Source organism: Teichococcus aerophilus, from assembly GCF_014490485.1.
Lineage (GTDB): Bacteria > Pseudomonadota > Alphaproteobacteria > Acetobacterales > Acetobacteraceae > Pseudoroseomonas > Pseudoroseomonas aerophila.
Map to the genome: position 1 here is coordinate 20,357 of NZ_JACTVA010000022.1, position 23,550 is coordinate 43,906.

At 68.5% G+C, this 23,550-nt stretch carries 18 protein-coding genes and 1 pseudogene; 16 read left to right on the top strand and 3 right to left on the bottom strand.

Annotated elements, in window-relative coordinates:
* Positions 1-14 precede the first annotated feature (14 nt).
* From IBL26_RS13240 to IBL26_RS13285, 10 genes are all read left to right on the top strand, one after another.
* Positions 15-782 (top strand): SDR family NAD(P)-dependent oxidoreductase, encoded by a 768-nt coding sequence (locus IBL26_RS13240; protein WP_187784971.1) that lies wholly within the window; start codon positions 15-17, stop codon positions 780-782.
* Positions 779-1,507, top strand: coding sequence for an SDR family NAD(P)-dependent oxidoreductase (locus IBL26_RS13245; RefSeq protein WP_187784972.1), 729 nt, complete (start codon positions 779-781; stop codon positions 1,505-1,507). Before IBL26_RS13240 ends, IBL26_RS13245 begins: the two co-directional genes overlap by 4 nt.
* A 266-nt stretch (positions 1,508-1,773) precedes the next feature.
* Entirely contained in the window at positions 1,774-3,435 is a 1,662-nt protein-coding gene (locus tag IBL26_RS13250; protein WP_187784973.1) for an amidohydrolase, read from the top strand.
* 4 nt (positions 3,436-3,439) lie between these two features.
* Positions 3,440-4,381, top strand: coding sequence for an ABC transporter permease (locus tag IBL26_RS13255; RefSeq protein WP_187784974.1), 942 nt, complete (start codon positions 3,440-3,442; stop codon positions 4,379-4,381).
* 2 nt (positions 4,382-4,383) lie between these two features.
* A complete protein-coding gene (locus tag IBL26_RS13260; protein WP_187784975.1) occupies positions 4,384-5,277 on the top strand; it encodes an ABC transporter permease in 894 nt (297 codons plus the stop codon).
* Positions 5,278-5,317: 40 nt separating this feature from the next.
* Entirely contained in the window at positions 5,318-6,913 is a 1,596-nt protein-coding gene (locus IBL26_RS13265) for an ABC transporter substrate-binding protein (protein WP_187784976.1), read from the top strand.
* 22 nt (positions 6,914-6,935) lie between these two features.
* Positions 6,936-8,369: an amidohydrolase family protein gene (locus IBL26_RS13270; protein WP_187784977.1), complete on the top strand. Its 1,434-nt coding sequence runs from the start codon at positions 6,936-6,938 to the stop codon at positions 8,367-8,369.
* Positions 8,369-9,370 carry an ABC transporter ATP-binding protein gene (locus IBL26_RS13275; protein WP_187784978.1) on the top strand — a complete coding sequence of 334 codons (1,002 nt, stop codon included), beginning with the start codon at positions 8,369-8,371 and terminating at the stop codon, positions 9,368-9,370. Before IBL26_RS13270 ends, IBL26_RS13275 begins: the two co-directional genes overlap by 1 nt.
* On the top strand, positions 9,367-10,431 hold the full coding sequence (locus IBL26_RS13280) for an ABC transporter ATP-binding protein (RefSeq protein WP_187784979.1): 1,065 nt from the start codon (positions 9,367-9,369) through the stop codon (positions 10,429-10,431). The genes IBL26_RS13275 and IBL26_RS13280 overlap by 4 nt, the downstream gene beginning before the upstream one ends.
* A gap of 99 nt (positions 10,432-10,530) precedes the next feature.
* Positions 10,531-12,156, top strand: a complete 1,626-nt coding sequence (locus IBL26_RS13285) for a hypothetical protein (RefSeq protein WP_187784980.1) — start codon at positions 10,531-10,533, stop codon at positions 12,154-12,156.
* Positions 12,157-12,274: 118 nt separating this feature from the next.
* Here IBL26_RS13285 and IBL26_RS13290 read toward each other — a convergent pair whose 3' ends face one another.
* The gene (locus tag IBL26_RS13290) at positions 12,275-13,702 is read right to left on the bottom strand and encodes an aldehyde dehydrogenase family protein (RefSeq protein ID WP_187784981.1); all 1,428 of its coding nucleotides are present in this window, start codon (positions 13,700-13,702) and stop codon (positions 12,275-12,277) included.
* Positions 13,703-14,001: 299 nt separating this feature from the next.
* On the opposite strand from IBL26_RS13290, the gene IBL26_RS13295 reads away from it, so the two are divergent.
* The 6 genes from IBL26_RS13295 to IBL26_RS13320 all read left to right on the top strand — a co-directional run bounded on the left by IBL26_RS13295 (position 14,002) and on the right by IBL26_RS13320 (position 21,376).
* The gene (locus IBL26_RS13295; RefSeq protein WP_187784982.1) at positions 14,002-15,111 is read left to right on the top strand and encodes an OmpA family protein; all 1,110 of its coding nucleotides are present in this window, start codon (positions 14,002-14,004) and stop codon (positions 15,109-15,111) included.
* 98 nt (positions 15,112-15,209) lie between these two features.
* Positions 15,210-16,301, top strand: a complete 1,092-nt coding sequence (locus IBL26_RS13300) for a LacI family DNA-binding transcriptional regulator (RefSeq protein ID WP_187784983.1) — start codon at positions 15,210-15,212, stop codon at positions 16,299-16,301.
* A 222-nt stretch (positions 16,302-16,523) separates the two neighbouring features.
* Entirely contained in the window at positions 16,524-17,831 is a 1,308-nt protein-coding gene (gene hisD, locus IBL26_RS13305) for a histidinol dehydrogenase (RefSeq protein ID WP_187784984.1), read from the top strand.
* A gap of 308 nt (positions 17,832-18,139) precedes the next feature.
* The gene (locus IBL26_RS13310; protein ID WP_187784985.1) at positions 18,140-19,090 is read left to right on the top strand and encodes a 3-hydroxyacyl-CoA dehydrogenase; all 951 of its coding nucleotides are present in this window, start codon (positions 18,140-18,142) and stop codon (positions 19,088-19,090) included.
* 40 nt (positions 19,091-19,130) lie between these two features.
* Positions 19,131-19,910 (top strand): SDR family NAD(P)-dependent oxidoreductase, encoded by a 780-nt coding sequence (locus IBL26_RS13315; protein WP_187784986.1) that lies wholly within the window; start codon positions 19,131-19,133, stop codon positions 19,908-19,910.
* Between the two features lie 80 nt (positions 19,911-19,990).
* On the top strand, positions 19,991-21,376 hold the full coding sequence (locus tag IBL26_RS13320) for a GntP family permease (protein ID WP_206684220.1): 1,386 nt from the start codon (positions 19,991-19,993) through the stop codon (positions 21,374-21,376).
* A 196-nt stretch (positions 21,377-21,572) separates the two neighbouring features.
* Here the strand turns inward: IBL26_RS13320 and IBL26_RS13325 are convergent, their stop codons facing one another.
* Entirely contained in the window at positions 21,573-22,481 is a 909-nt protein-coding gene (locus tag IBL26_RS13325) for a LysR family transcriptional regulator (protein ID WP_187784987.1), read from the bottom strand.
* 228 nt (positions 22,482-22,709) lie between these two features.
* A pseudogene (locus tag IBL26_RS13330) lies at positions 22,710-23,392 on the bottom strand (IS1595 family transposase).
* Positions 23,393-23,550: the final 158 nt, after the last annotated feature.

Consider the following 23,550-nt stretch of genomic DNA (forward strand, 5'->3'; position numbering starts at 1 on the left):
AAGGACCGCCCGCCATGAGCACCGCGACCGATACACTGCCAGGCCAGCTGGCCGGCGACCTGGATTTCGGCCTGCGGGGCCGCCGCGCCATCGTCACCGGCCACAAAGGCGGCATCGGCGGCGCCACGGCGGCGTTGCTGGCGCGGCAGGGCGTCGAGGTGATCGGCCTGGACCTGCCGGAATTCGACCTTTCGGACACCGCGGCGATCGAGCCGGCGATGGCGCGGTTGATCGAGCGGCATGGCGCGCCGGATATCCTGGTGAACAATGCCGGCGTGACGGTGCTGGGCAGCGTGCTGGAGACGACGGTGACGGAGATGGAGGACGTCTTCCGCGTCAACTTCACCGCGCCCTATGCGCTGATCCGCGCCGTACTGCCGTCCATGATCGCGCGCGGACGCGGCGTGGTGGTCAATGTCGCCAGTGACCAGGCGCTGATCGGCAAGCCGCTGAGCGCCGCCTATGGCGCCAGCAAGGCCGCCATCGCGCAGCTGACGCGCAGCGCGGCGCTGGACTGGGCGAAGCAGGGCATCCGGTTCAACTGCATCGCCCCCGGCAGCACCGACACGGCGATGCTGGGGCATGTCATCGCCCAGCTTTCCGCTCGCTTCCCGCAGCGGCTGCAAGGGCCGGCCGAGGAGGTCTATACCCAGGGCGTGCCGCTGGGCCGCTTCGCCGACCCGTCCGAAATCGCCGCCGTCATCGCCTTCCTGGCGTCGGACGCGGCGTCCTTCATCACCGGTGCGATCATCCCGGTCGATGGCGGGGGGACGGCGCAGTGACGGAGCGGCGCGTCGCGCTGGTCACCGGCGCCACGCGCGGCATCGGCCGCGCCATCGCGACGAAGCTGGTGGCGGAGGGCTTCCACACCATCGCCGTCGCCCGGCAGGTGCCGGAGGAGGCGCCGCCGGCCGGCATCGAGTATGCGGCCTGCGACGTGGCGGATGGCACGGCCGTGCGCGCGCTGTTCGCCGAATTGGGGCAACGCCACGGAAGGCTGGACCTGCTGGTGAACAATGCCGGCGTCGCCGGCGCGGATACGATGGAGGCCGGGGCGGATGACGCGCTGTGGCACAGCATCATCGGCGTCAACCTGCACGGCACCTACCATTGCTGCAAGGCGGCGCTGCCCTGGCTGCCGGACCATGCTGGGCGCATCGTCAATATCGCTTCCACCCTCGGGCTACGCGGCGTGCCGGACCAGGCGGCCTATTGCGCGGCCAAGCATGGCGTGGTCGGGCTGACGCGTGCGCTGGCACTGCGGCTGGCGCCGCGCGGCATCACCGTGAATGCCGTCTGCCCCGGTTGGGTGGAGACGGAGATGGCGGCCGGGCGCTTCCGCGAGCTCGGCGTCGGCATCGCCGATATCCGTGCCACCGTGCCGACCGGGCAATTGGTGCAACCGGATGAGGTGGCGGAGCTGGTGGCCTTCCTGACCCGCCCGGCGGCGTCCAGCATCACCGGCCAGGCCCTGGTGGTCGATGGTGGCGGGCTGGCCTCAGCTTAAGCGCTGCCGAGCGCGGTAAGCCGCGCGTTTCTTAAATTCAAGGAACTGCACAGCCAGCATGCGCGCGCGTGGTCATTGTGACTGCGCGGCGTGCAGCGCTGGTCGGGAGAGGTGCGGCATTCCGCTTCCACCGGGTTGACGGGACAGCCCGCTGCTGGTGACATCCCTGCAATCAAAAATCCAGGGGAGCCGGTCATGCATGTTGCAACCTCGTTGAGGCCTTTCCGCCCCGCTGCGGGCACAGGCCTCGGGCGGAGCTACGAAGCATGACAGCGGACCTGCTGATTTCTGGCGGGCGTATCTTCCTTGGATTGGACAAGGGATTTGCCGAGGCGATGGTGGTGCGGGACGGCCGCGTGGCGGCTGTCGGGTCATCCGACGACGTCGCGCATCTGGTCGGTGCCGGGACGCGCAAGGTGGACCTTGCGGGCCGGCTGGCCACCCCGGCGCTGAACGAAGCGCATATGCACCTGCTGCCCTTCGGCCTGGGGTTGAGCCAGGTGAATTTGCGCGCCGAGGAGGTGCGCAGCCTGGACGAGATTCTCGGCAGGATCGCTGCGGCGGCCAAGAAGATTCCAAAGGGGCAGTGGATTCTCGGGCGTGGTTACGACCACGGCGAGCTCGATATCGGGCGGCATCCGCTGGCCGAGGAATTGGATCGTGCGGCCCCCGATCATCCGGTTTTCATAGTGCGCACCTGTGGACATGTAGCGGTGGCCAATACAGCGGCGCTGCGACTCGCAGGCGTCAGCCACAACACGCCGGACCCGGAAGGCGGCGCGATCGAGCGCAAGAACGGCAAGCTGACCGGCCTGTTCCAGGAACGCGCGATGCGGCTGGTGCGGGATGTGATGCCGCCGCCATCCGAGGCACGCATGGTCGATGCGATCGAGGCGGCGGGGCGCGAACTGGCCAGCATGGGCTTCGCCAGCGCCAGCGACATGAATGTGGGCATGACGGCAGGCCTTGCCGAGATTGAGGCCTACCGGCGTGCCGAGGCCGATGGGCGGCTGCTGCAGCGCATGTGGCAGGTGCTGGCCGGCAACCCGGAAGGCATCGCCAAGAGCGCCTGGGAGGCCGGGCTGCGCCCTGGCGTGGCCGCGGGGCCGACCGCCGAGGCGATGCTCGCCTGGGGCGCTGTGAAGGTGTTCGGCGATGGCTCCGCCGGTGGGCTGACCGCCGCCTTCTTCGACCCCTATCTGGAAAGCGCCGGCGGCGGCACCGGCATCTTCTGTTTCCCCGATGCGGCGATGCAGCAGATGCTGGGGCACTACCATCGCCAGGGCTGGCAGCTGGACATCCACGCCATCGGCGACGCCGCGATCGAGCAGGTGCTGGTAGGCATGGAGATGGCGGACAGCGCGGAGGCGCCGATCGGCGGCCGCCGGCACCGCATCGAGCATTGCGGCTTCCTCAATGCCAACCAGCGGCGGCGGATGCTGCGGCACGGCATCATCCCGATTCCGCAGCCGCTGTTCATGTATGAGTTCGGCGACCTCTACGTGCGCAACCTGGGGCTGGAGCGGGCCGAGGCCGCCTACCCGATGCGCACCTGGCTGCTGGAAGGCCACCACCCGGCCGCGTCCTCCGATAGCCCGGTCTGCACGGTCAACCCGTTCCAGAACCTCTATACGATGATCACCCGCAAGACGAACAAGGGCACCGTGCTGGGCGCCGAGGAGACGCTGACGCCGGAGCAGGCGCTGCATTGCTACACTTGGTGCGGTGCCTATTCGCAGTTCGCCGAAGGCGACCGCGGCACGCTGGAGGTGGGCATGCAGGCGGATATCACCGTCTTCTCCCGCGACCTGCTCTCCATCGCGCCGGAGGAGATCCTGACGACGCAGGCGGACCTGACCTTCCGTGGCGGCGTGCCGATCTTCGACCGTCATGGGGAGGCCGGCACGCTGGCCGGCGTCGCGGACTGACATCATGCTGCGCCATGTCCTGCAACGCGTGTTAATGGCCGTCCCGGTTCTGCTGGGCGTGCTGCTGATTGGCTTCCTGTTGATGCAGGTCGTGCCGACCGACCCGGCGACGGTGCGGGCCGGCCCGACGGCGACGGCCGAGGTGGTGGCGCAGATCCGCGCCGATATGGGGCTGGACCAGCCACTCTACATGCAGTTCGGCCTGTATATGTGGCGGCTGCTGCATGGGGATCTCGGCGTCTCCATCATCAACAACGTGCCGGTGACGCAGGAGCTTGGTGCCACGATCGGCCCGACGCTGGAACTGATGTTCGCTTCGTTGTTCTGGTCCATCCCCATCGGCATCGCGCTGGGCACCGTGGCCGCCTATTGGCGCGGGTCGCTGCTGGACCGCTTCGTCACGGCGCTGTCGGTGGCCGGCGGTTCGGTGCCGGTGTTCTTCCTCGGGCTGATGTTGATCTGGTTCGTGGGCTTCCAGTGGCAGTGGCTGCCCTTCACCGGGCGCGGCGGTCCGTTGTGGAGCCTGGAGGGGTGGCAATCCCTGGCGCTGCCGGCACTGACCCTCGGCGGCACCTTCATCGCCCCCGTGGCGCGCATGACGCGCACCGCGGTGTTGGAGGTGCTGGGCGCCGAGCATGTGCGGACGGCGCGCGCTAAGGGCCTCGGCGAATTCGCCGTGGTGCTGCACCACGCGCTGCGCAACGCGCTGATTCCGGTGGTGACGCTGATCGGCCTGCAGATCGGCTTCCTGCTGGGCGGCGCGGTGGTGACGGAGACGGTGTTCTCCTGGCCCGGGGTCGGGCGGCTGGCCGTGGGTGCCATCCTGTCTTCCGACTTCCCGATGGCGCAGGGTACTATCCTGATCCTGTCCCTGGGCTTCATCGTGGTGAACCTGCTGGTGGACATTCTCTATGTGGCGCTCGATCCGCGCATGCGGGGGGCCTGAGCATGGCTGACATCGGAGCCTCCGCCGCTGCCGTGGTCGCCCCCGTTCCCGCCTCCATGCCCAAGCGGCCGGGCATGCTGAGGCGGCTGGTGCGGGAGCCCGTGGCGGCGATCGCGCTGGCCATCGTTGTGCTGCTGGTGCTGGTGGCGCTGCTGGCGCCCTGGCTGGCGCCGACGGGGCCGTTCGACAACGACCTCTCCGTCGCGCTCTCCGTGCCTGGTACGGAAGGGCTGATGCTGGGCGCGGACGGGCAGGGTCGGAACATGATCACCCGCCTGCTCTACGGCCTGCGCGCCACGCTGATGATGGGCGTGGCCTCCGTGCTGCTGGGCGGCGTTGTCGGCGCGCTGGTCGGCTTCGCCGCCGCCTTCTACCGCCGCATCGACGGGCTGCTGATGCGGTTGATGGACATGCTGCTGTCCTTCCCCGCCATCCTGTTCGGGCTGGCGATCGCCGCCATTCTTGGCCCGGGGATCTCGACCATCATCCTGGCGCTCTCCGTCGCCACGGTGCCGCTGATGGCGCGCATCGTGCGTGGCAGCGCCATGGTGGTGATGCGGCAGGACTATATCGAGGCCGCGCGGGCCACCGGCATGAGCGACGCCCGGCTGATCCTGCGGCACCTGGCGCCCAACTGCCTCTCGCCGTTGTTCGTCTTCGCGACGCTGCGCTTCGGCCAGGTCATCCTGCTGGGCTCGGCGCTGTCCTTCCTCGGCCTCGGCGCGCAGGCGCCGATGGCGGAGCTGGGCGCGATGGCCTCCGAAGGGCGGGACTTCCTGTTCTTCGCCCCGCATATCGCGGTGATCCCGTGCTTGCTGATCTTCACGATCGTGCTGGCCTTCAACCTGCTGGGCGACGCGCTGCGTGATGCGCTGGACCCGAGGCTGCGTGTCTGAACATAACAGGCCCGCACAGGGCCGTTGGGAGACTGGTGAGATGAAGAAGACCCTGGGTGCCGCCATGCTGGCGCTCACCGCCGCCGCCTTGCCGGCCAGCGGCGCCTTCGCGCAGGCCGCGCCGCGCGACACGCTGGTGGCGCTGCGCTCTATCGACGCGGACAACTACGACCCGCATCGCTCCACCGCGCGCAGCAATGGCGAGGTGATGTACATGATGGCGGACACGCTGGTGTCGCTGGATTGGGATATGAAGACCGTGCGGCCCGGCCTGGCCGAGAGCTGGTCGGTCAGCGAGGATGGCAAGACCTACACCTTCCGCCTGCGCCGCGACGTCACCTTCTGCAACGGCAAGAAGATGACCGCCGCCGACGTAGCCTATTCCATCAACCGCTGGGTGGACCCGGCGACGCGCAGCCCGGTGCGCTGGCGCGCCGGCAACGTCAAGGAAGTGCGCGCGGTCGACGACTACACGGTCGAGTACGAGCTGAACGAGCCGTTCGGTGAGTTGCTGTACCAGCTGACGCTGTTCTTCGCCTCGATCATCGACAAGGAGAATGTCGAGGCCCTGGGCGCCAATTTCGGCGTGCAGGGCTTCAACGGCACCGGGCCGTATTGCTGGGAATCCTGGACGCCGCGCCAGCAGCTGACGCTGCGCCGCCACCCCACCTACACCTGGGGCCCACCGATCTACCAGAACCCCTCGCCGCAGGTGGAGCGGGTGATCTGGCGCGTAATCCCGGAATCCAACACCCGCCTCGCCGCGCTGCAATCCGGCCAGGGTGATGTGACGCAGTACATCCCGCACATCGCCGTGGCGCAGCTGCAGCGCCTGCCGACGGTGCAGGTGACGACGCAGCCGAACTACCTGTGGGATTACTTTTTCGGGTTCAAGGTGGACAAGCCGGTGGTCAGCGACCCCGCCATCCGCCGTGCCGCCAACATGGCGGTGAACCGGGAAGCGGTGACCAAGGCGGCCTTCTTCACCGCCGCGCAGCCGATGAACGGCTACATCAACCCGGCGGCGCTGGGCTACAGTGCCGAGGCATCCGGCCTGTTGCCGGGCCATGACCCGGAAGCGGCGCGCAAGCTGCTGGAGGAAGCCGGCTGGCGGGCGGGTTCCGATGGTATCCGCGTGAAGGATGGCCTGCGCGCCAGCTTCACCCTGTATGGCATCCAGGACCAGGTGAATCGGCAGATCGCCGAGGCCATCCAGGCGGATCTCCGCCGCGTCGGTATCGAGATGAAGATCCAGCTGTGGGATGCCACGGTTGCCTGGGGCAAGCTGGCCACGCAGGAATTCGACAGCTTCATCATGTCCTACCCCTACGTCTCCGCCACGGACGGGCTGGCGCTGTATTTCGACGGCGCCAACCGGCCGACGCCCAACCGCATGAACTGGAACGACGACGCGACCAACGCGGCGCTGCGCCAGGCCCGCGGCGGCCTGACGCAGGAGGAGCGCAACACCGCCATCGGCCAGGTGCAGCGCATCGTGACCGAGGCGAATACCTGGATCCCGGTGGCGCATGAGAACCTGTATCTTGCCGCCTCCCAGCGTGTGCAGGGCGCCCGGGCGCACGGCATCTATGGTGTCGCGCTCTACAAGGGCCTCGACATCCGCTTGACTCGCTAACGAACAAGAAGGGGCAGGGACGATGACCACCACCGTGATCCGCAACGCCGATCTCGTCATCGCATGGGACGCGTCGGCCAAGCAGCATGTCTACATGACGGATGCGGAGGTGGCCTATCGTGACGGCCAGATCACCTTCGTCGGCCGCGGCTATGATGGGCCGGCGGAGGAGATCATTGACGGCAAGGGCATGATGGTCATGCCCGGCCTCGTCAACATCCACTGCCACCCTTCCAGCGAGCCGATGAACAAGGGGCTGATCGACGAGATCGGCTCCCCCGGCCTGTATAATTCGTCGCTCTACGAATACATGCCGATCTTCCGTGCCGATGCGGAAGCAGTGCCGTCCTGCGTGCGGGTCGCGTTGTCGGAGCTGCTGCTCTCCGGCGTCACCACCGTGGCGGATCTTTCCATGGCGCATCCGGCCTGGCTGGACCTGCTGGCGGAGAGCGGCATGCGGGTGTGCATCGCGCCGATGTTCCGCTCGGCGCGCTGGTTCACCAAGAACGGCCACGTCGTCGAATATGAGTGGGACGAGGCGGCCGGTGAGAAATCCATGGGCGAGGCGCTGAAGCTGATCGAGCGCGCCGAGCAGCATGAATCCGGCCGCCTGTTCGGCATGGTCGTCCCCGCGCAGATCGACACCTGCTCGGAGACGCTGCTGCGCGAAAGCTTCCAGGAGGCCGAGAAGCGTGGTCTCTCCTGGCAGATCCACGCGGCGCAGAGCGTGGTGGAGTTCCACGAGATCACCCGCCGCAGCGGCCATACGCCGATCGGCTGGCTGGACAGCATGGGGCTGTTGTCGGACCGCTCCATCATCGGCCACGGTATCTTCCTCGACGACCATCCCAGCACTCGCTGGCATACCGAGAACGATCTGGACCGCCTGGCGGACACCGGCACCACGGTCGCGCATTGCCCGACGGTGTTCGCCCGGCGCGGCATCGCCATGCGGTCCTTTGGCCGTTACCGCAAGCGCGGCGTGAACATGGGTGTCGGCACCGATACCTATCCGCACAACATGTTGGATGAGCTGCGGCTGGTGTCCTACCTCGCCCGCACGCAATCCGGCGACCCGCGCAGCCTGACCTCCACCGACCTGTTCGACGCCGCGACCATCGGCGGCGCGCAGGCGCTGAACCGCGAGGATATCGGCCGCCTCGCCCCCGGTTGCCGGGCCGACTTCGTCATGGTGGACGTGACGCACCCGCAGATGCGCCCGGCACGCGACCCGATGCGCAGCCTGATCTACGCCGCCGGCGACCGCGCCATCCGCTCCGTCCATGTCGAGGGCCAGCAGGTGGTCAAGGACGGGAAGGTGCTGACCATGGATTACGAAGGTGCGGCGGCGCATTTGGATGAAGCGCAGAAGCGCATCCTCGACCGTGCGCCTTCGCAGGACTGGGCGCACCGGCCGGTGGAGAAGATCTCGCCGCCGACCTTCCGGTGGGCCTGATGCAGCAGGAGCTGTTGCGCGTCGAGGGGCTGAGGACGGTCTTCCAGACCTCCTCCGGCCTCGTGCGGGCGGTCGATGGGGTGGACCTGTCCGTGGCGCGCGGGCGTACGCTGGGCATCGTGGGGGAGAGCGGCTGCGGCAAGTCGATGCTCTCGCTCTCCATCATGCGCCTGGTGCCGCAGCCGGGGCGAACGGTGGACGGCAAGGTGCTGCTGGAAGGCCGCAACCTGCTGGATATCCCGACCGGGGATATGCGGCAGGTGCGCGGAGGGCAGATCGCCATGATCTTCCAGGAGCCGATGACCAGCCTGAACCCGGTGCACACGGTCGGGCGGCAGATCGTCGAGGCGATGAAGGTGCACTCCCCGAAGGATAGTGCGGCCGCGCTGAAGGAACAGGCTATCGCGGCGCTGAAGCGGGTGCGCATCCCGTCGCCTGAGCGGCGCTTCGACGAGTATCCGCACCAGCTTTCCGGCGGCATGCGGCAGCGGGTGATGATCGCCATGGCGCTGGCCTGCCGGCCGCGCCTGTTGATCGCCGATGAGCCGACCACGGCGCTGGACGTGACGGTGCAGGCGCAGATCCTCGACCTGTTGCGGGAGTTGCAGGCCGAGACGGGGATGTCGATCATCCTGATCACCCATGATCTTGGCGTGGTGGCGGAGATGGCCGACGACGTGGCGGTGATGTATGCCGGCAAGGTGGTGGAGCGCACCAGCGCCCGCGCGTTGTTCGAGGACCCGCAGCACCCCTACACGCTCGGCCTGCTGGGCTCTGTCCCCCGGCTGGACGAGGATCGGGACCGCCTGCTGGCGATCGAGGGCGCCGTGCCGCCGCCCTTCGCCTTCCCCGATGGCTGCCGCTTCAATCCGCGCTGCCCCTTCGCCATCGCCCGCTGCCGGACGGAGATGCCGCCGCTGCGGCTGGTGGAGGATGGGCATGAGGTGGCCTGCCACCGTGCGCCGATCGAGAAGGCCCTGGCCATGGAGAGCGCGGCATGAGCGTGTTGCTGGAAGTCTCGGACCTGGCCAAGCACTATCCGGTCAAGAAAGGCATCATCCGGCAGAAGCAGGTCGGCGCGGTGCGCGCGGTGGATGGCGTGTCCTTCAGCCTCCGCCGGGGTGAGACGCTGGCGTTGGTGGGGGAATCCGGCTGCGGCAAGTCCACCACCGCCCGGCTGGTGCTGCGGTTGATCGAGCCTTCTGCCGGCAGCATCCGCTTCGACGGCCAGGACGTGACCGGGCTGGATGATGGCGGCATGCGCGGACTGCGCCGCCGCATGCAGATCGTGTTCCAGGACCCTTATGCCAGCCTCAACCCGCGGCTGACGGTCGGCGATGCCATTGCCGAGCCGATGGTGGTGCACGGCATCGGCAACGATGCAAGCCGCCGCGCCAAGGTACAGGAATTGCTGGCGCTGGTCGGGCTGCGGCCGTTCCATGCGGACCGCTACCCGCATGAATTCTCCGGCGGGCAGCGGCAGCGCATCGGTATCGCCCGCGCTCTGGCGGTGGAGCCGGACCTAGTTGTGTGCGACGAGCCGGTCTCGGCGCTGGACGTGTCCATCCAGGCGCAGGTGGTCAACCTGATGAAGGACCTGCAGGCACGGCTCGGCCTGTCCTACCTGTTCATCGCGCATGACCTGGCGGTGGTGAAGCACATGGCGGACCGCATTGCCGTCATGTATCTCGGCGCCATGATGGAAGTGGGCGGCAAGGGGGAACTGTTCGCGCGTCCGCGCCACCCGTACACGCGGGCTTTGCTCTCCGCCATTCCGCACCCCGATCCGTCCCGGCGCGGCAGCGTCACGCCGCTTGGCGGCGACGTGCCGAGCCCGATGGCGGTGCCGCCCGGCTGCCGCTTCCACACCCGCTGCCCCTACGCGCAGGAGCGGTGCCGGAGCGAGGTGCCGCGGATGCGTGAGATCGCCCCCGGCCAGCAGGTGGCCTGCCACTTCTCCGAGACCTTGCCGGATGTGCCGGCAGCGCAGTCCAACGGCCTGACGGCCATCGCGGCGCACCGCCTCGCCCTGTACGACGCGGCTCGCCACAAGGTGGGGTGAGGCGCGGCGCCGCTTCGGCGGAACGTGATGACGCGGCCGATTGCCGAAGCCGTGCAGGTGGAGCTAGCTGCCGTCCGAAGTGATCAGCGGACGAAGCACATGGCACGGAATACGGGCACCGCATTTCCCGGCAGGCGGGCAGGGTTGCTGCTGGCGACGGCAGCCACTCTGGCGCTGGCCTGGCCCGCCGGGGCGGCGCTGGCACAGCGGGGTGGTCCCCAGCCAAGGGCGGAGCAGGGCCCGTCGAAGAGCCCCGGCGGCAATCCGGGGGGCGGCAACCAGGGCGGTGCCTGCCGGCCAAACCCGGATTTGCGCATTGCCTTGCAGGCGGCCGATGCGGCTTCCGCGCCACCCTTGCAGCCGGGCCGCGCTGTGTGCCTGACGCTGCGGCGCGGCCAGTCGGCCTATTTCCGCGTCGCGGCCGAGGCGGGCAGCCACTACACCGTCACCACGCGGCGCCTTTCTGGCGAGACCGACACCGTGCTCGCGCTGCTGAACCGCGCCGGACGCACCGTCAGCGGCGATGACGATGGCGGGCGGGAGCCTCTGTCCTCCCTGCTGGAGGTGGGGCCGGAACTGGAACCCGGGCTGGTGCGCGCGGGGACGTTGCAGAGCCAGGGCGGCACGTTCGAAGTCATCGTGACGCGCTCCGCCGCGGTGCCGCCGCCCGACTTCCCGGTGACGCTGGATGGGGCACGGGCCGGCCAGCCGCTCGCGGCCGGCGAGACACGGCACCTGCGCCTGCGGCGGCAGCAGGCGGCCTTCTTCGCGCTGCCGGAGGAGTTGGGAAGCCTGGCCGCCACCACCACCAACCTGCGGGGCGATACCGATACGGTGCTGGCCGTGGTCGACGCGGATGGGCGGGTGCTGGCCGAAGATGACGATGGCGGCGAGGGCTTCGCTTCCGACCTGCCGCTGGCAGGCCTGGCGGCCGGGCCGCTGTTCCTGCGCGTGACGACGCTGGATGGCAGTGCCGGCGAGTTCGACCTGACCCTGCGGCGGGAAGCACCGCAGGCGGTACCGGACTTCCCCACAAGCCTGAGCGCGGCGCGGGAGCGGCCGCCGCTGGCGGCGGATTCCACCACCCATCTGGTGCTGCGGCGGCGGCAGGCGGCGTTCTTCGCCTTGCCGCCGGGGCAGGATCTGATCGCGCTGACACGCAATCTGCGGCGCCAGACGGATACGGTGCTGGCGTTGCTGGATGCCGATGGCGCCGTGCTGCTGGAGGATGACGATGGCGGCGGCGGCTTCGCCTCCCGCCTCGCGACGCGCAGCGCCGGCGGCCATGCGGCGTTCCTGCGCGTGCAGACGCTGGATGGCTCCGGCGGCGGCGAGTTCGATCTCGTCCTGCGCTCGGTCGGCGCCCGGTCCGGCCAGGCGGGCGGCGTGGCCGGGACGATCGAGCAGGCGCGGCAGCGGCCCTCCCCCGTGGTGGGCGAGGCGGTCGCGGTGACGCTGGAAGCGGGGGAGGCGGGCGTGTTCAGCCTGCCCTATGACGGGCGCCCCCTGGTCGCCATGACCTTCGGCCTGGGCCAGGGCACCGATACGGTGCTGGAGTTGCTTGATGCCGATGGCGGCGTACTGGACACCAACGACGACATCGAGACCAGCCTGGCCTCGCGGTTGGAGATCGGCGCCGAGCCGCGCCCGGCCTTCCTGCGCGTCCGGCAAGTGGGCAATGGGCCGGCGGAGTTCCAGCTGGTGCTGATCCGTCCGTCACGCTGAGGTGCCGGGTGACCAGGGGCGGTGAATGCCCCTGGTCACGTCAGGCGAGATGGCCTGCCGGCAGGCGAGGGGTGCAACAAGCCGCGAGCCCCGGGGGCGATGCCCCCGGGGCCCAGCCTCAGGCGGCGGCGTAGCCGATGATGGCCTTGGTCTCCAGGAACTCTTCCAGGCCGAAGGCGCTGTACTCGCGCCCATTGCCGGATTGCTTGTAGCCGCCGAAGGGCGCACCCCAATCCCAGGCCGGGTAGTTGATGCGCACGTCGCCCGCCCGCATCTGTGCCGCCACTTTGCGCGCCTGCTCCAGATCCGCTGACTGCACGTAGGAGGACAGGCCGTAGACGGTGTCGTTGGCCATGCGCACGACATCCTCGACGCTGTCATAAGGCAGGATGGTGAGGACGGGGCCGAAGATCTCCTCGCGCGCGATCCGCATGTCGTGGCGGACATTGGCGAAGATGGTGGGGCGGACGAAGTAGCCGCGGTTCAGCCCCTCGGGCCGTCCGGTACCGCCGGTGACCAGCTCTGCCCCTTCGTCGATGCCAGCCTGGATCAGGTCCTGGATCTTGTCGAACTGCACCTGGCTGACCACCGGGCCGAGCTTGGTATCGGCGGCGCGCGGGTCGCCAACCTTGAAGGTCTCGGCGGCGGCCTTGGCGTAGCCCTTCACCTCGTCCATCCGCGCGGCGGGGACGAACATGCGGGTGGGCGCGTTGCAGGACTGGCCGCTATTGCCGAAGCAGCCAGCGACGCCCTTGGTCACGGCCTGCCTGAAGTCCACGTCCGGTAGCAGGATGTTGGCGGACTTGCCGCCGAGTTCCTGCGACACGCGCTTGACGGTATCCGCCGCCGCCTTGGCGACCTGGATGCCGGCACGGGTGGAGCCGGTGAAGGACATCATGTCCACGTCCGGGTGGGCGGAGAGCGCGGCGCCGACGGTGGGGCCGTCGCCATTCACCAGGTTGAAGACACCCTTGGGCACGCCGGCCTCGTGCAGCACCTCGGCGAAGAGCAGGGCGTCGATCGGGGCGATCTCGCTGGGCTTCAGCACCATGGTGCAGCCGGCGGCGAGGGCCGGGCCGACCTTGCAGGCGATCTGGTTGATCGGCCAGTTCCACGGCGTGATGAGGCCGCAGACGCCGATCGGCTCCCGCACGATCAGGGTGGAGCCGCGCAGCTCCTCAAATTCGTAGGTTTCCAGCGTCTTGATCAGCTCCCGCAGATGGCCGGGGCCCATGGCGGCCTGGGCGTCGCGGGCGAGGGAGAGCGGCGCGCCCATTTCCTGGCTGATGGCGTGGACGAATTCCTCGTAGCGGCGCTCATAGATCTCCACGATCTTGCGCAGGAGCGCGATGCGGGAGGCGCGGCTGGAGGTGGAGAAGGCGGGGAAGGCGGCCCTGGCAGCGGCGACGGCCTTGTCGACATCGGCGGCGCTGCCGAGGGCGATGCGGGTAAAGGCTTCCTCGGTCGACGGGTCGATGACGTCGATGAATGCGGGGGACACCGGCGCGACCCAGGCGCCGTCGATGTAAAATTTGTCGTTGTTCAAGCCGTGGTCCTCCTGCGGGCGAGGCGAGACGCTGTGCCTTCTGCCGTCGCCACGTTGTTGCAAGTCACTCGCAAGTGTGGCCTTCGGCCGGTGGCTCGTAAAGGCCCCGGCCGGAGCTGTCTGGCCAAGTGGACCCAGTGCCAGGGATGGCGCGGTGCATCATGACGGCATCGTGATGCCGCTGCGTCCGGCGAAAATCCGCCACCTGGCGAAGAGGCTGTGGCTTGGCGCTTCCTCCGCGCGCGGTTCTTTCGCTATCATTACGGCGGCTGATGTATTTCCTCGGAGGGGTGAGGATCATGAGACTCAGGACAGGGCTGCTGGCCGCGACGCTGCTGGCATCGCCATGGGCGGTGCAGGCGCAACCGGTGACCGGGGTGTATTTCGGCGCGGGCGCCGGCGTGAACTTCTTGCAGGAGACGGATGTCAACCTGCGCGGCGGTGCCGCCGGCTTCCTTGGCGCCAACGGCGTCAATCCATCCGGTACCGCGGAATTCGATGTCGGCTTCGCCGGAGTCCTTGCGGTGGGCTACGGCTTCGGCAACGGCTTCCGGATCGAGGCGGAAGGCAATTTCCGCACCAACGATGTCGACAAGCTCTCCGGCTATCGTGGCTTCGGGCCGTTGCAGAGCAGCGGCACGGTGCGGTCCTATGGCGCCATGGCCAACACCTATTACGACTTCCATCTCGGCTGGCCCGTGGTGCCCTATGTAGGCGTCGGCGCCGGCTATGTCTGGAACGAATACGACGACGTGCGCGCCACGGCGGCCAATGGCGGCAATGTGCGCATCGATGGCAGCGACGGCCAGTTCGCCTACCAGGGCATTGCCGGCCTCGCCTTCCCGATCGACGCCGTGCCGGGCCTGGCGATCACCGCCGAGTATCGCTTCCTCGGCACGCTGCAATCGGATGTCGACGCGCATATCCGCCTCGGCAGCACCACGGTCGCGCGCGGCAAGGCGGAAGTGGACAGCTACAACCATTCCGCCCTGCTGGGCCTGCGCTACGCCCTGTACACGCCGCCACCGCCGGCCCCGCCGATGGAAGCCACCCCGGCGCCGGCCGCGGCACCGCAGGTGGCCCGCACCTACCTGGTATTCTTCGATTGGGACCGCGCCGACCTGACCGACCGGGCACGGCAGATCATCGCCGAGGCGGCGCAGAATTCCGCGCGGGTGCAGACCACGCGGATCGAAGTGGCCGGCCATGCGGACCGCTCGGGCTCGCCGCAATACAACCAGCGCCTGTCCCAGCGCCGGGCGGATGCCGTGGCGGCGGAGCTGGGCCGGCTGGGCGTGGCGCGTTCCGCCATGGTCATCCAGGCCTTCGGCGAAAGCCGGCCGCTGGTGCCGACGGCGGACGGGGTGCGGGAGCCGCAGAACCGCCGGGTGGAAATCGTCCTGCGCTGAAGGCAGTCGGGCCGGGCGGGTACACCGCCCGGCCTGCCACCAGTGCCCGCACCGGTGCCCGTGACAGCCCGGAACCGTCTGGTTATGGTTCCCGACCCATGGCACCCCGATCCATTTCCCGCGCCGCCGAAGCAGGGCCGCGCATCGCCACGGCGCATGATGTGGCGCGGCTGGCCGGTGTCTCCCAATCCGCCGTCTCGCGCGCCTTCACCGCCGGCGCCAGCATCTCGCCCGAGACGCGGGACAAGGTGGCGGAGGCGGCGCGCAAGCTGGGCTACCGGCCGAATCTGGTGGCGCGATCGCTCATCACCCGCCGCTCGCACGTCATCGGCGTCGCCATGGCCTACCTGGAAAACCAGTTCTATCCGCGCGCGCTGGAAGCGCTGTCCCAGGCCTTCAGCACGCGTGGCTATCAGGTGATGCTGTTCACCGGCAAGCCGGGCGCGAGCTCTGACCCGATGCTGGAGGAAATGCTGCGGCACAAGGTGGATGCGCTGGTGATGGCCTCCGCCAGCCTGTCCTCCCGCTTCGATGTGGAGTGCCAGAATGCCGGCATTCCGGTGGTGCTGATGAACCGGCGGACGGAAAGCCGCAGCATCTCCAGCATCACCAGCGACAACCGCCAGGGCGGGGCCCTGATCGCCGCCTTCCTCGCGGCTGGCGGTCACCGGCATCTGGCTTTCATGGCCGGGTCGGAGAACTCCTCCACCAGCCAGGATCGCGAGGAAGGCTTCACCCATGCCCTGGCGGCGCATGGGCTGGGCACGCCGCGGCGCGTGGTGGGGCTGTACGATTTCGACCAGGCGGCGGCGGCGATGCGAAGCCTGCTGTCGGCGCCGGAGCGGCCGGATGCGGTGTTCTGCGCCAACGACCACATGGCCCTGGCGGCCATCAACGTGGCCCGCGCCGAGTTCGGGCTGGAAGTGGGGCGCGAGATCTCCATCGTCGGCTTCGACGATGCCGGGCCGGCGGCCTGGCCGGTCTTTGGCCTGACGACCTATGCGCAGCCGCTGCGGGCCATGGTGGAGGAGGTGGTGGCCGCCACCTGCGCCCGCCTGTCTGACCCCACCAGCCAGGCGGTTCGGACCATTGTGCCGGGCTGGCTGGCGGTCCGCAGTTCGGCGCGCCTGCCGCCTGTTGGCCTGACGGTGCGGGACGGCCTGACCACCTGGATGCCGCCCGAAGTATGATCCTTGCAGCGCGGTCAACCGGAAGCCTGGAACCTCCCTGCCACATGGATCCGCGGTGGAGACGCGCTGTGTGACAACGGCGTGGATGCGGTTGCCTCTGGACAGGTGTTGCATACGTATGCATTGTGGAGAGACAGGCGCGCCGGGGAACCGGGTGCCAGGGGCGTGACCGCTGCCGTTCCGGCGGTGCCGCGCCCGCAATGACCAGGGAGAACGCAGATAATGGCAACATGGTTGAAGCGCGGCGCCGAGAGCGAAGCCGTCAAGAGCGCCGACAAGCAGGTGCGCGAGACGGTGGAGGGTATCCTCGCCGATATCGAGACCCGCGGCGACGCCGCCGTACGCGAGCTCTCCGTCAAGTTCGACAAGTGGGACCGCCCGGATTACCGGCTGTCCGACAGCGAAATCCGCGATTGCATGGCGCAGCTCACCGACCGTGACCTGCAGGACATTGAGTTCGCGCAGACCCAGGTGCGCAACTTCGCGCAGCACCAGCGGGACGCGCTGAAGGATATCGAGGTCGAGACGCTGCCGGGCGTCGTCCTTGGCCACAAGAACATCCCGGTGAATGCCGCAGGCTGCTACGTGCCGGGCGGCAAGTATCCGCTGCTGGCGTCGGCACATATGTCGGTCATCACGGCCAAGGTGGCGGGCGTACCGCGCGTCGTTACCTGCGCGCCGCCCTTCCATGGCAAGCCGGCGCCGGCCATCGTCGCCGCGCAGCACATGGCCGGCGCGGATGAAATCTACTGCCTCGGCGGCATCCAGGCCATTGGCGCCATGGCGCTGGGCACGCAGTCGATGCAGGCGGTGGACATGCTCATCGGCCCCGGCAACGCTTTCGTTGCCGAAGCCAAGCGGCAGCTCTACGGCCGTGTCGGCATCGATCTGTTCGCCGGGCCGACCGAGACGCTGGTGATCGCCGACGAGACCGTCGATGGCGAGATGTGCGCCACCGACCTGCTGGGCCAGGCGGAGCATGGGCCGGATTCGCCTGCCGTGCTGCTCACCACCTCCGAGAAGCTGGCGCGCGACACGATGGCCGAGATCGAGCGGCTGCTGCAGATCCTGCCGACCGCCGCCGTCGCCAGCAAGGCATGGGCGCAGTATGGCGAGGTGATCGTCGCCGAAAGCGAGGAGGAGATGGTGGCGATCGCCGACCAGATCGCTTCCGAGCACGTGCAGGTGATGACGCGGGACCCGGACTACTTCCTGAAGAACATGACCAACTACGGCGCGTTGTTCCTCGGCCCGCGTACCAACGTCGCCTTCGGCGATAAGGTGATCGGCACCAACCACACGCTGCCGACCAAGAAGGCGGCGCGCTACACCGGTGGCCTGTGGGTGGGCAAGTTCCTCAAGACCTGCACCTACCAGAAGGTCCTGACGGACGAGGCCTCGGCGATGATCGGCGAATACTGCTCGCGCCTCTGCGCGCTGGAGGGCTTCGTCGGCCATGGCGAGCAGGCGAATCTCCGCGTGCGCCGCTATGGCGGCAAGAACATTCCCTACGGCGCCGCAGCAGAGTGACCACCATGCCGCAGGGTGGCCGTGAGGCTGCCATGCGGCACTGCGTCATTCCTGCCCTTTGCATCCGTATGCATTTTCGCTAGCCTGCAGCCGGCCGCCCTGGGTGGCCGGCTGTATCGGCCACGCTGGCAGCCGGCATCCATGCCTGTGCCCGTGGCCCAACAGGTGCGTTCGCGCGCCAGAACGTCGTCCGCCAGTCCCTGGCCGAGAAACGACGCGTCCCCATGATGGAGAAACGTGATGTTGCCTCGCGCGTCGGCGCCCCTCGATCTTTGCCGGAACGGTCGCTCCCTGCGGGATGCGCGCTCATGAGCGGCAAAGTGGCTGTCATCGGCACCGGCCTTGTCGGTAGTGGCTGGGCCATCGTCTTCGCCCGCAGCGGCTGCGAGGTCGTGTTGTTCGACAGCGGACCGGGCGCGGCCGAACATGCACGCACGGTCATTGCCGAACGGCTGGAAGAGCTGGCGGGCTTCGACCTGCTGAAGGACACGCCGGCGGAGGTGCTGGCACGCGTCAGCGTCGCGCCGAGCCTGGCGGCAGCGCTGGATGGCGCGGTCTACGCGCAGGAAAGCGTGTTGGAGCGGGTAGACGTCAAGCGGCAGCTGTTTGCCGATATCGACGCCGTCATCGGTCCGCAGACGCTGGTGGGCAGTTCTTCCTCCGGCATCCCGGCCTCGCTCTACACCGATCACATTGCCTGCCGCGACCGCTGCCTGGTCGCGCATCCGGTGAACCCGCCCTATCTCGCACCGATTGTCGAGCTGGTGCCCGCGCCCTGGACCGCACCCGCCACCGTGCAGGCAGTGCGCGCCCTGATGGAGCGCGTCGGTCAGGCGCCGGTGGAAGCGACGCGGGAGATCGAGGGCTTCATCCTCAACCGCCTGCAGGGCGTGCTGTTGATGGAGGCGTGGCGGCTGGTCGAGGACGGGCTGGTCAGCGCGCGGGACCTGGATACCACCATGTCGCAGGGCCTCGGCCTCCGCTGGGCCTTCATGGGGCCGCTGGAGACCATCGACCTCAACGCACCGGGCGGCATCGCCGATTATGCCCGCCGCCTGGGCCCGTTGTACCAGAGCATCGCCGCCTCCACCGCCGAGCATCGCGTCTGGGACGATACGCTGATCGCGAAGCTGGAGGCGCAGCGCCGGGAGGACCTGCCGGCGGAGGCGCTGGCCGAGCGGCGCGCCTGGCGCGACCGGCGACTGATGGCGCTGGCCCGCCACAAGCAGGATATGCAGCAGGCCGAAAGCGGCGAATAGCCGCCGGGCCCATCCCGCCGTCGACAAGGAAAACCACGCCATGACTGAGACGGAGCTGAAGCTGCCGCGGACCCCGAGTTTCCGGCTGGAGGGCCAGCGCGCCCTGGTGACCGGGGCAGGGCGCGGCATCGGGTTGGCCTGTGCCGCCGCGCTGGCGGAAGCCGGCGCCGACGTAACCCTGCTGGCCCGCAGCGCCGGCGAGATCGAACAGGCGGCCGGGGCCATCCGCGCCGCCGGCGGCAAGGCGGAGACGCTGTGCCTGGACGTGAACGACCCGGTGCAGGTCAAGGCCGCGCTGGCGCAGCGCGCACCCTACCATGTGCTGGTCAACAATGCCGGCACCAACCGCCCCGCCAGCTTCGCCGAGGTGACGGTGGAGGATTTTGACGCGGTGTTCGGGCTGAATGTCCGCGCCGCGTTCTTCGTGGCGCAGGCCGTGGCGCAGCGGCTGATCGAGGCGGGGGAACCCGGCTCGATCATCCAGATGTCGTCGCAGATGGGACATGTCGGCGGCGCGCGGCGCACCGTGTATTGCGCCAGCAAGCACGCGATGGAGGGCATGACCAAGGCCATGGCCATCGACCTCGCGCCCCACCGCATCCGCGTCAACACGGTATGCCCCACCTTCATCGAGACGCCGCTGACAAAGCCGTTCTTCGAGGACCCCACCTTCCGCGACAGCGTGCTCAGCAAGATCAAGCTGGGGCGCCTCGGGCAGGTCGAGGACCTGATGGGGGCGGTGGTCTTCCTGGCCTCCGGCGCGGCTGGGCTGATGACCGGCTCCTCGCTGGTGGTCGATGGCGGCTGGACAGCCGACTGACGCCACCACCACCCAGGTTTCCTTCCAGAACACGATAAGACAACGCCGCCCGGGGAGGGCGCGCGCCGAGGAGAGATGGCTTGATCGGTATTGCCGCGATCGTCCTATCGCTGATGGGACTGATGTATTTTGCTTATCGGGGCATGAACGTCCTGATTCTGGCCCCTATCATGGCGACCTTCGCCGTGCTGATGGCGCAGGGTGGCCCGGTCATGGCCACCTATACCCAGGTCTTCATGACCAGCCTGGGCCGCTACGTCGTGCTGTTCTTCCCGATCTTCATGCTGGGCGCGATCTTCGGCAAGCTGATGGCCGATAGCGGCGCCTCCACCACCATCGCGCACAGCATCATCGGCCGTCTCGGTCCCAAGCACGCCATCACCGCCGTGACGCTGGCCTGCGCGCTGCTGACCTTTGGCGGCGTCTCGCTGTTCGTCGTCGCCTTCGCGATCTACCCGATCGCGGCGGCCCTGTTCCGGCAGGCGCAGATTCCGAAGCGGCTGATCGCCGGCGCCATCGCGCTGGGCAGCTTCACCTTTACCATGACGGCGCTGCCCGGCACGCCCGCCATCCAGAACGCCATTCCCACGCGCTTCTTCGGCACCACCACCTTCGCCGCACCCGGGCTCGGCATCATCGCCGCGATCATCATGTTCGCCGGCGGCATCGCCTGGCTGACCTACCGGCAGCGCAACGCCGCGCTGGCCGGCGAGGGCTACGGCAACCACGACGACAAGCTGCAGAGCTTCGACGAGAATGAGCGTTCCGGCTTCATGCTGGCCGTACTGCCGATCGTCGTCGTCATCGGCCTGAACGCAGTGTTCTCGCTCATCGTGTTCCCGCGCATGGACCTGACCTACCTGTCGCAGCAGCTCTACGGCAACGTGGCACCGGCGACCGTGATCGGCACCTGGTCGCTGATCATCTCGCTGATCTGCGCCATCCTCAGCGTGCTGGTGCTGCATCGCCGTTACCTGCGCGATGCACAGAAGACGCTGAACGAAGGCACGATGGGCGCGCTGCTGCCGATCTTCAACACGGCCAGCGAAGTCGGCTACGGCGCCGTCATCGCCTCCCTCGCCGCCTTCGCGCTGATCCGGGATTCGGTGCTGTCCATCGCTCCGGACAATCCCACCGTGTCGCTGGCCATTGCGGTCAATGCGCTGGCGGGTATCACCGGCTCCTCCTCCGGCGGCCTGTCCATCGCGCTGGATACGTTGGGCGCCACCTATCTGGAACGGGCGACGGCGCTGGGCATCAACCCGGAACTGCTGCACCGGGTGGCCACCATCGCCTCGGGCGGCTTCGACAGCCTGCCGCACAACGGCGCGGTCATCTCTCTGCTGGCGATCACCGGGCTGACGCACCGCAGTTCCTATTCGGACATCTTCGTCGTCAACCTGCTGGTGCCGGTCTTCGCGGGCATCGTGATTGTCGTGCTGGGTTCGACGCTCGGCAGCTTCTGAGGGAGAGGCCGGGGTGGAATGCCCCGGCCCCGTTCCGGTTTTCCCTGCTCTTCACGCCGCCGCGTCCGTGCCACGGGCGCGGCGGCGTTGCTGTTTGCGGCGTGCCCTGCATCGCGGCCACCCGGCGCACCATCGCCGGAGGCAGGACTGGCGCGATCGAGCCGGAGACGCGCCCTTTTCGACGCGTGGGGACGGATCACCCTCCGGGCACCACCCTGCCAGCCTGGCCTTCGATCAGCTCCCGCCGCGCGCCGATGGCCTCCGCCAGATAGTCCATGACGGCCCGGATGCGTGGCGTCTGCCGCAGGTCCGGGTGGGTCAGCAGCCACAGGGTTCCCGCCAGTTCCGGCACCGGGTCGGACAGCCGTTCCAGCCCCGGACGGGCATCGCCGGCGAAGCAGGGCAGGTGCCCGACGCCCAGCCCGGCCTCCACCGCGCCCGTCAGCCCCAGCACGCCGTCGAACCGCCCGGCGATCCGCTCGGGCGGCAGGTGCTGGTGGTGGCGGTGCAGGCCGCGCCCTACCGGCAGGCTTTCCCCTGGCACCACCCAGGGCGAGGCATCGGCCGTCATGCCGCTGCCCGTTGGGCCATACAGCGCCCAAGCGATGCCGCCGACCCGGCGCCCCACCAGCGTGTCCGGCGGTGCATCGCTGGCCCGCAGCGCGATGTCGGCGTCACGACGAGAGAGGTTGAGCGGCGTATTCCCGGTCACGATGTCCAGCCGTATGGCCGGCTGCGCCTGCCGCAGCCCCGCCAGCATCGGCAGCAGCAGGTCCGCCAGCAGGCTGTCACTGGTGGCCAGCCGCACCTCGCCCTGCGGTGCCGGGATCTGGCCGGACAGGCGGCGGGTGACGGCGGTTATGTCCTCGTCCACCCGTCCTGCCAGGGCCACGACCTCCTCGCCTGCCTGCGTGGGCACGTAGCCGGTGCGGTGCCGCTCGAATAACGGGCAGCCCAGCATGGCCTCGATCTGCCCCAGGCGGCGGAACGCGGTGGAATGATGCACGCCCAGCAGCGCCGCCGCCGCCGGCAGGCTACCCGCCCGGGCGATGGCGTCGATCAGGCGGAAATCGTCCCAGGCAATGGTGCGGGCGGAATCAGGCAAGGCGGAACCTCACACGGTAAGCGGCAGAGTGCGGGGAGCCTAGAGCGTGATCGCCCGCGGTGGAATCACCGGAAGCGTTGGCTCATGCGAGCGAGCAAAGCGGTCCGGGGGGGGGAAGCAAGGCCGGGGAAGGAATTCCCCGGACCCCTTCTTTTTCTGTGAGTTTGGCGTCACGCCTCAGGACTGGGAGCGGACGCCTGCTGATAATTTTAAAGGGTCTGGTCCAGATTAGGTGGCGAGCGGGTTACGTCGTGAGGACGTCAGCATGAGACGGTAGAGGTCATCATGCCGATGGTTGAAGCGGAATTCGCACTCCTTGAGGAAGAGCGGAAAGCTGGCGGGCGGCACGCCGTTGAACCTGACCAAGCGGCGTTTCGAGAAGCTCCAGAAGCTTTCGATGCCATTGATGTGGACGCCATCCTGGGCGAACTGGTCGTCCTGATGCCGGATCCTGTGGTGCTTGGCGAAGCCGGCCTCGACCAGGCCGTTGTAGCCTTTCCAGCCGTCGGAATGGATGCTGGCGGAGAGGTCGACCTTGCCCTGGATGATGGCATGCAGCGTTGATTTGGAACAGTTTCTGACGATCTGGGTATGCACCCGGCCGCCGCGTTCGAGGATGCCGAAGACACGGGTCTTGCGGCCGGCGCCCCGGCCGCGTTTGCCGCGGACGCGGGCTGCACCGAAGAAGCTTTCATCGACTTCCACCTCGCCGGCGAAGGGGCAGTCGCGGGTGGCGATCTCGGCCATGCGGGCCCGGAAGAGGGTGAAGAGGCGAGGGTGGTCTTGCGGTCGAGGCCGGCAAGTTCGGTGGCCTGGGAGGCGGTGAGATCGGCGCAGAAGAAGCGCAGGATCTGACGGAATTTGGCCTCTGAAATGCGCGCGTGGCGCAAATAGCGATTTCTCTGAGCCATCACAGCACCTTAGCAGCTGCTCAGACCCCCTAATCTGGACCAGACCCAATTTTAAATATGGGCCACGCGGACTGAACCGTCAGTCGCCGGAGGTCCAGGACCTCCGGCGCACGCAGCCGTGTCTCAGACCCAACCAATCAACAGCCCCGCGCTGAAAA